This is a genomic window from Marinimicrobium sp. UBA4209 (genome assembly GCF_002381585.1).
In the GTDB taxonomy this organism is placed as follows: domain Bacteria; phylum Pseudomonadota; class Gammaproteobacteria; order Pseudomonadales; family Cellvibrionaceae; genus Marinimicrobium; species Marinimicrobium koreense.
Genome location: NZ_DFTP01000040.1, coordinates 9,899 through 17,182, shown reverse-complemented (window position 1 = coordinate 17,182; position 7,284 = coordinate 9,899). Strand labels below are relative to the sequence as shown.

Genomic DNA, 7,284 nt, shown 5'->3' with positions numbered 1-7,284 from the left:
GAAGCGCCTCCGTCCGCGAGCACCACCAGCCGCGCGGTGAGCGTTCCCGGGGCACCCTCACCCTTCAGGGTGAGGGTGCTCAGGTGCCGCCCCGGCAACAGGCCGGTCACCTGCGCCGGGGCCAGCACCCGGACCTCCCGCGCGCCATCGGCCGCCGCTCGCAGGGTCGGTGCCAGCCAGGCATTTTCCAGAACGTAACCCAGGGCATCCCGGGCCTGCTCACGGGCGTCAATCAGGGCCCCGCCAAGGTGCCCCTGATCGGACACATGCACCTCCGTGATGGCCGTCGCGTGGGCTTTCAGCCGAGACCATAGCCCCAGACGCTGCAGAATATCGGCGCTGCCAGCGGAAATGGCGGTGGAGCGATTGTCATAGTGAGGCGCGTAGTGATCACTCACCAACCCGTCGGGAGAGCGGGCGTCGATCAACACTGTCCGCCAGCCGGCACCGCTGGCGGACAGCAGTCCGGCCAACACAGACCCCACCATGCCACCGCCCACAATGGCGATGTCGTAGTCCGGCAGGGCAAGCGATTCATTCATGGACAGGCCTCACACAGGAACAGTGGCGGTCATTACCGCGATCGCGATGCATCGGCCATCAGTGCCTCGATGTCATCCGGCTCCTTGGGCACACCGTCGGTCAGAACCTCGCATCCCTCTTTGGTCACCACCACATCGTCTTCAATCCGAATCCCGATGCCGCGCCACTTCCGGGCGACCCGCTCATTGTCCGGCGCCACATAGAGTCCGGGCTCCACGGTCATGACCATACCCGGCTCCAACAGGCGCCACTGGCCATCGATTTTGTAGTCGCCCACATCGTGCACATCCAGCCCGAGCCAATGGCCGACCCTATGCATATAGAATTCGCGATAGGCCTCGTTGGCGATCAGTTCATCCACTTCACCCTGCAAGAGCCCCAGCTCTACAAGACCTTCGGTCAGCACCTGGACCGACACCTCGTGGGGACGGTTCCAGTGGTTGCCGGGGCGGATCTCGGCAATCGCCGCCCGCTGCGCCTTGAGGACCCATTCATACAGAGCGCGCTGCTCCGCACTGAAGGTGCCGTTGACCGGGAAGGTCCGGGTGATATCCGCGGCATAGGTTTCATACTCACAGCCGGCATCAATCAAGACCAGGTCACCGTTTTTCAGTGCGGCGCTATTTTCAATATAGTGCAAGATGCAGCCGTTTTTACCGCCGCCCACAATACTGCTGTAAGCCGGGAAGCGCGCCCCGGCCATGGCAAACTCGTGCAGAATCTCCGCCTCGAGCTGATACTCCATCACCCCCGGCTGGCAGTAGCGCATGGCGCGACTGTGCGCCCGGGCGGAAATCTCCCCGGCGTGGCGCATCAGGCGCAGCTCGGCGGCACTTTTGATCAGGCGCAGGTCGTGCAGAAAGTGATTCAGATCGAGAAACTCCCCGGGTGGGGTGGCACCGGAGCGGACCTTCGCACGGATACTGTTCACCCAGTCCATGACCTGGCGATCAAACTCCCGATCTTTGCCCATGGCGTAGTAAACCCGCTCCCGGCCTTCGAGCAGGCCCGGCAGAATATCGTCGATGTCATCAATGGGGAACGCATCGTCGGCGCCGTAATCCCGGCAGGCACCTTCGGGTCCGGCGCGGTAGCCGTCCCAGATTTCCCGGTCCGGGTCCCGGTCGCGGCAGAACAGGACGAACTCGCCGTGTTCCCGCCCGGGAATCAGCGCCAACACCGCGCCGGGTTCGGGAAAACCGCTCAGGTAGTGCAGGTCGCTGTCCTGGCGGTAAGGGTACTCGGTATCGCGACTGCGCTGACGTTCCGGCGCCGAGGGCACTATGGCAATGCTGTTGGGTTCCATCACCTCCATCAGCGCCTTGCGCCGACGGGCGAACTCCTGACGTGTGATTTTCATGGATCGACCTTAGGGCTCAGCCGTTAGGTAACGCGAAAAAGGGGTAACGACATCAATGCAGGGTCGGGGGTTCATCCGCCGATGGGGTCTGGGTCGCCTCGGCACCGGGCACATTGGCATCCACCAGCGCCCGCGCGCCAAACTCCATAAACAGCGAAAGCGCGGCCATGCGCACATATTCCACCACTTCGACGTAATCGTTCTCGGCTTCACGGGCGGACTCTTCATCGTCCAGCTCCACCTGGGCAATGGCCGCCAGATCTTCCAGCGCCTCGCGGGCTTCGTCCGAAAGGTTAGTGTCGCCGGCGTGCCCAGCGCTGCCAAAGCCCACCAGAAAACCGTGACACCACTGCCCGAGGCACTGCACCCGCAGGGTGATTTCCCGCTCGTCTTTGGGCAGCAGCGGTTGCAGCGCAAAGCCGTTGCCGGTCAGTTGCGCCCGAGTATCCCGGTACACTTGGGTCAGCGCATTGCGGACCGACTCGTCCGGCGCCTGGGTAAAGTCCAGCTCTTCCACCGCCTCAAGCAACCATTCGGTTTCATCCGGTTTGGCCCCACCACAGAACTTCCCGCACAACAGCCCCTGCAATTCCGCCGGGTTGATCAGAATACCCAGCGGCTGTAACAGCTCGCTCAATTGTTCATAACTCAGGGGGGTTATTTCGGGTTCGGTCGTCATGGGCACCTCGTGTCGTTGACCGGATATGCTAACACGAATCCCGATTTGACGGCGGGCAGGCGTTAACAGCGAAGTGGTTACGGCGGATGTCGTCGAGTCCGGTTGCGGCGGATGCGCCTTCGGCTTATCCGCCCTACACGAACCGCGGAGGTATGCGTAGGGGCCGAGCGCAGCGGTATGACCCGCATCCGCCGTGACCCAACGGGGCGAAGATTGACCCTCTGCGAAGGGCGCAATATAGTAGCTGCACGCGAATAATGAACCCGGTCCCCGAAATCATGTCCGATGAACTGCTAGAAGCCCTGGAAGCAAAGATGGATCGTCTGATCCAGGTCTGTGAACGCCTGCAGCAGGAGAACGACGAACTGCGGGCCAAAGCCAATGACTGGCAGCGGGAGCGGGTGCGTTTGATCGAGAAAAACGAGCTGGCCCGCGGCCGGGTAGAGGCCATGATTACGCGCCTGAAGAGCCTGGAGGCTGACTCGTGAGCACCGAAACGGTTTTCGTAAAAATTCTGGATAAAGACTATCAGGTGGCCTGCCCTCGAGAGGAGCGCGCGGCACTGCAGGAGTCTGCTGAACTGCTCGATGAGCGCATGCGAGCCATCAAGCGCAGCGGATCGGTAATCGGGCTGGAACGGATCGCCGTGATGGCGGCCCTGAACCTGAGCCACGAATTGTTGCAGGCCAAACGCCAACCGCAACAGCCCTCGCTGGATCTGGACCAGAACGAACTGCAGCGCCTGAACGACAAAATCGATCGCAGCCTGGAGCAGTTCGAGCAGCACTGAGCCCCCACCTTTTGCCGGTGCCGAATCCGGTTGCGTTGCCCCCCGACTTCCGGGTTATACTGAAAGCACGCCCTGGGGTGTTCGCCAGTCAACACGTCCTTGAGCCGATAACCGCAGTACAGGCGTTGTTCTGTAGGTCCTGTTGAGCATTACCGCGCGAACGGGAAGCCTGATGGACCGCGAACATCGCCACCTTGAGCCTTAGGGTTCAAGGCCCAATTGACAGCGGCACCTTGGGGTTCTCCTTTCTCTCGCCGATCCGGTTTGGGTCCGGTGATTCCTTTAGGACGATTCAACCGCGGACGTCTCGCCCTTGAGCACGATTTCCGAATTTCCCGCACCGGACAAGAAACAACTGCGCCAACGATTGCGCGCCCGCCGCAATGGCCTGACGGCCCAGGAACACCGGGACGCCGCCCACGCAGTGGCGCGTCAGATAAGTCGCACCGCGGAATTCATTCGCAGTCGGCGGATCGCTGTGTACTGGCCCAATGACGGCGAGATTGATCCCACCCCCATTGTGGAGCGAGCCTGGCAGTTGGGTAAGCAGTGCTACCTGCCCGTCTTACACCCCATTCAACCAAGGCGACTCTGGTTTGTGCTCTGGCAGCGCGACACCCCACTCTACCCCAACCGCTATGGTATTCCGGAGCCGAATCCCTACCGGGAACCGCGCCTGGCGGCACCCTTTCTGAATCTGGTATTGCTACCCCTGGTGGGCTTCGATGCGAACGGAGGGCGACTGGGCATGGGCGGCGGTTTCTACGATCGGACCTTCGCGTTCAAGGCCGGTGACGGTCACATCCCCGGGTACGGCCCGGACCTGTTTGGCCTGGCGCACGCCTGTCAGGAAGTACCCGCGCTGCCGATTGAACCATGGGATATTCCCCTGACAGCGGTGGTAACCGATCGGGGTGTTGTTCGATAAGAGGTGGGTGTTGCTGAGCGACGGGCGCTAGGAATTATCGGCCTGCTGCAGGACCACCGAGGCAGCGCTGCTGTCGTCATCACCAAACCAACTGCCCAGATCCAGCGCACTGATCAGCACGCCCAGGCAGAACACAAAAATGACCAGAGTAACGATATCGGTTTTCATTTTATTCGGAACCTTCTTTTTTAACCGTTCAGGTATTCAGTTTATCGACATCCGTCCAGAACTAAATTTCCCTGTTGGCGTACCGTTTTATCGCAACGAAGTCTAAGGTTAGTCGAAAATCGTGACAGATCAAGAAAAACGTCGGAAAAATGGACGTTTTTTGAGGCAAATGTGTTGAAAATCACATTTTTAGGGCGGGTTTTGCGGTTTTTTTGGTGGATGACGGGCTTCGCCCTTATACCACCCTACCGTGAAGTAGGTCGGATTAGCGCGCAGCGCGTAATCCGACAATAACCGCGTGAGCGTGGTTGGGCACGGAATGTCGGATTACGCGCGAGGCGCTAACCCGATCTACGGGCTACGATGTGAACGTAGGGTGGCATAAGGGCGAAGCCCGTCATCCACCGACTCAACCAATTCTCAATGCACCTCAGCTCAGAAAGAACTGATAGGCCTCGTTGTCGGTTTCATCCCAATAGGGATAATTGATTTCATCCAGGAATTTGCGCACCTGTGCCCGCTCTTTCTTGGGCACCTGCATACCGATCAACACCCGCCCATAGGCGGCGCCGTGGTTGCGATAGTGGAACATGGAAATATTCCAGTGCCCGGCCACCCGATTGAGGAAGGCGAGCAGCGCTCCCGGACGCTCCGGGAACTCGAAGCGGAATACCATTTCATCCCCCACGTTCGGCGCGTGCCCGCCGACCATGTGGCGGATATGCATCTTGGCCACTTCGTTGTCGGTCATATCCACCAGGTCATAGCCCTGCTCGCGCAATTCGGACACCAGCTCGGCGCGGTCGTGGCCGCCGCTGCCCACCTGGATGCCGACAAAGATTTTCGCCTCCTGGCTATCCGCGTAGCGGTAATTGAACTCGGTGATATTGCGCTTACCCAGTGCCTTACAGAACTCTTTATAGGCACCCGGGCGCTCCGGAATGGTGACCGCCAGAATGGCCTCTCGCTGCTCACCGATTTCCGTGCGCTCGGAAATGTAGCGCAACCGGTCGAAGTTGATGTTCGCCCCGCAATCGATGGCAACGAAGGTCTGACCGGTAATGCCGTTCTCCGCCACATACTTTTTCATGCCCGCCACGCTGATGGCGCCGGCGGGCTCGGCGATGGAGCGGGTGTCTTCAAAAATGTCCTTGATACCGGCACAGATTTCATCGGTATTGACGGTGATCACCCCGTCAATGGTCTTGCGGATCACCCGGAAGGTTTCCTTGCCGATCTGGGCCACCGCCACCCCATCGGCAAAGATGCCCACCTGGGGCAGAGTCACCCGCCGCTTTTTCTCCATCGCGGCCTTGAGCGAGGCGGATTCATCGGACTCCACCGCAATGACTTTCACATCCGGGCGCACGTATTTCACGTAGGCCGCCACACCGGCGCAGAGACCACCCCCACCGACGGCGACAAAGATCGCATCGATATGGCCCGGGTACTGGCGCAGAATCTCCATCGCCACCGTGCCCTGCCCGGCAATCACGTCCGGGTCGTCGAACGGGTGGATATAGGTCATGCCCTTTTCTTCCACCAGTTTTTTGGCGTGGGCCGAAGCTTCATCGTAGCTGTCCCCATGCAGGACCACCTTGCCCCCACGGGCGCGCACAGCGTCCACCTTGATCGGCGGCGTGGTACGCGGCATCACAATGGTGGCCTTGATGCCCAGATGATGTGCACCCATCGCCAGCCCCTGGGCGTGGTTGCCCGCCGAGGCCGCAATCACGCCCTTCGCCTTCTGCTCTGGGCTCAGTTGCAGCAACTTGTTGTAGGCGCCCCGGATTTTGAAGGAGAACACCGGCTGCAGGTCCTCGCGCTTGAGCAACACCTGATTGCCGGTGCGCTGGGACAACAGCGGCGCCGGATCGAGTGGCGTCTCGACGGCGAGGTCGTAGATGCGGGCATTGAGGATACGTTTGATGTAGGAATCGGGCATAGGAGTGTATTGCACCAAAGCTGTGTGAGACGGCAAACCCCCATGGTAAACAATTTGCGAACCGCTGGCATCCATCGCGTATAATGCGCGCATCCACAACAGCGAGGTGACCATGACCCAGGACGAACTCAAGAAGGCAGTCGGCCAGGCCGCCGTCGACTACATCGCCTCGAAACTTCAGCGCGACAGCATCATCGGCGTGGGCACCGGCTCCACCGCCAATTGCTTTATCGACGCTCTCGGTAAGCTCAAAGACGATTTCGCGGGCGCCGTGGCCAGCTCGGATGCCTCGGCGGAGCGTCTGCAGAAGCTGGGCATCACGGTGTATGACCTGAATGAGGTCAGCGAGCTGCTGGTGTACGTTGATGGCGCCGATGAGAGCAACGCCCAGTTGGAGCTGATCAAGGGCGGTGGCGCGGCGCTGACCCGGGAGAAGATCGTCACGGCGGTATCCCGGGAGTTTGTCTGTATCGCTGATGAGAGCAAGTGGGTGGATGTATTGGGCGCTTTCCCGCTACCGGTGGAGGTGATTCCGATGGCGCGCTCTTATGTGGCGCGCGAGTTGGTGAAGCTGGGCGGTGATCCGGTGTATCGCACGGGTGTGGTGACGGATAACGGGAATGTGATTTTGGATGTGCATCATCTGGAGATTATGGAGCCGAAGAAGCTGGAGGCGGAGATCAACCAGATCGCCGGGGTAGTCACCAACGGCCTGTTCGCCCGACGCGGCGCCGATGTGTTGTTGCTTGGCACCGCTGAGGGTGTGAAGACCATCAAGCCCAAGTATTAACTGCGATAGCCTCTTAGCTTCGAAGCGAGTCCGGTCCGGGGTGGGGTGTATCTATCCCGGACACGCCGTAAACCCATCCCT

At 60.3% G+C, this 7,284-nt stretch carries 9 protein-coding genes and 1 other RNA gene; 5 read left to right on the top strand and 5 right to left on the bottom strand.

Going from position 1 to position 7,284, the window contains the following annotated elements; all coding sequences use genetic code 11:
* The 3 genes from B3187_RS05490 to B3187_RS05480 all read right to left on the bottom strand — a co-directional run.
* The coding region (locus B3187_RS05490; protein WP_286805001.1) for an FAD-dependent monooxygenase at window positions 1–542 on the bottom strand (542 nt) is incomplete at its 3' end.
* 32 nt (window positions 543–574) lie between these two features.
* Complete coding sequence (gene pepP, locus B3187_RS05485) at window positions 575–1,903, bottom strand: Xaa-Pro aminopeptidase (RefSeq protein ID WP_123639358.1); 1,329 nt, start codon at window positions 1,901–1,903, stop codon at window positions 575–577.
* A gap of 52 nt (window positions 1,904–1,955) precedes the next feature.
* Window positions 1,956–2,582 (bottom strand): UPF0149 family protein, encoded by a 627-nt coding sequence (locus tag B3187_RS05480; protein ID WP_123639359.1) that lies wholly within the window; start codon window positions 2,580–2,582, stop codon window positions 1,956–1,958.
* Window positions 2,583–2,839: 257 nt separating this feature from the next.
* On the opposite strand from B3187_RS05480, the gene B3187_RS05475 reads away from it, so the two are divergent.
* The 4 genes from B3187_RS05475 to B3187_RS05460 all read left to right on the top strand — a co-directional run bounded on the left by B3187_RS05475 (window position 2,840) and on the right by B3187_RS05460 (window position 4,300).
* Entirely contained in the window at window positions 2,840–3,070 is a 231-nt protein-coding gene (locus tag B3187_RS05475; protein WP_369755570.1) for a TIGR02449 family protein, read from the top strand.
* Window positions 3,067–3,372: a cell division protein ZapA gene (locus tag B3187_RS05470; protein WP_024461963.1), complete on the top strand. Its 306-nt coding sequence runs from the start codon at window positions 3,067–3,069 to the stop codon at window positions 3,370–3,372. The genes B3187_RS05475 and B3187_RS05470 overlap by 4 nt, the downstream gene beginning before the upstream one ends.
* A 66-nt stretch (window positions 3,373–3,438) precedes the next feature.
* A non-coding RNA gene (gene ssrS, locus B3187_RS05465) (6S RNA) lies at window positions 3,439–3,616 on the top strand.
* Between the two features lie 69 nt (window positions 3,617–3,685).
* Entirely contained in the window at window positions 3,686–4,300 is a 615-nt protein-coding gene (locus B3187_RS05460; protein WP_286804998.1) for a 5-formyltetrahydrofolate cyclo-ligase, read from the top strand.
* A gap of 27 nt (window positions 4,301–4,327) precedes the next feature.
* Here the strand turns inward: B3187_RS05460 and B3187_RS05455 are convergent, their stop codons facing one another.
* Both B3187_RS05455 and ilvA read right to left on the bottom strand, forming a co-directional pair.
* Complete coding sequence (locus tag B3187_RS05455; protein ID WP_170162958.1) at window positions 4,328–4,468, bottom strand: hypothetical protein; 141 nt, start codon at window positions 4,466–4,468, stop codon at window positions 4,328–4,330.
* A gap of 430 nt (window positions 4,469–4,898) precedes the next feature.
* Window positions 4,899–6,488: a threonine ammonia-lyase, biosynthetic gene (ilvA, locus tag B3187_RS05450; protein WP_123639489.1), complete on the bottom strand. Its 1,590-nt coding sequence runs from the start codon at window positions 6,486–6,488 to the stop codon at window positions 4,899–4,901.
* A 37-nt stretch (window positions 6,489–6,525) separates the two neighbouring features.
* Here ilvA and rpiA point away from each other — a divergent pair, with 37 nt between their 5' ends.
* Complete coding sequence (gene rpiA / locus B3187_RS05445) at window positions 6,526–7,203, top strand: ribose-5-phosphate isomerase RpiA (protein ID WP_286804996.1); 678 nt, start codon at window positions 6,526–6,528, stop codon at window positions 7,201–7,203.
* Window positions 7,204–7,284 lie beyond the last annotated feature (81 nt).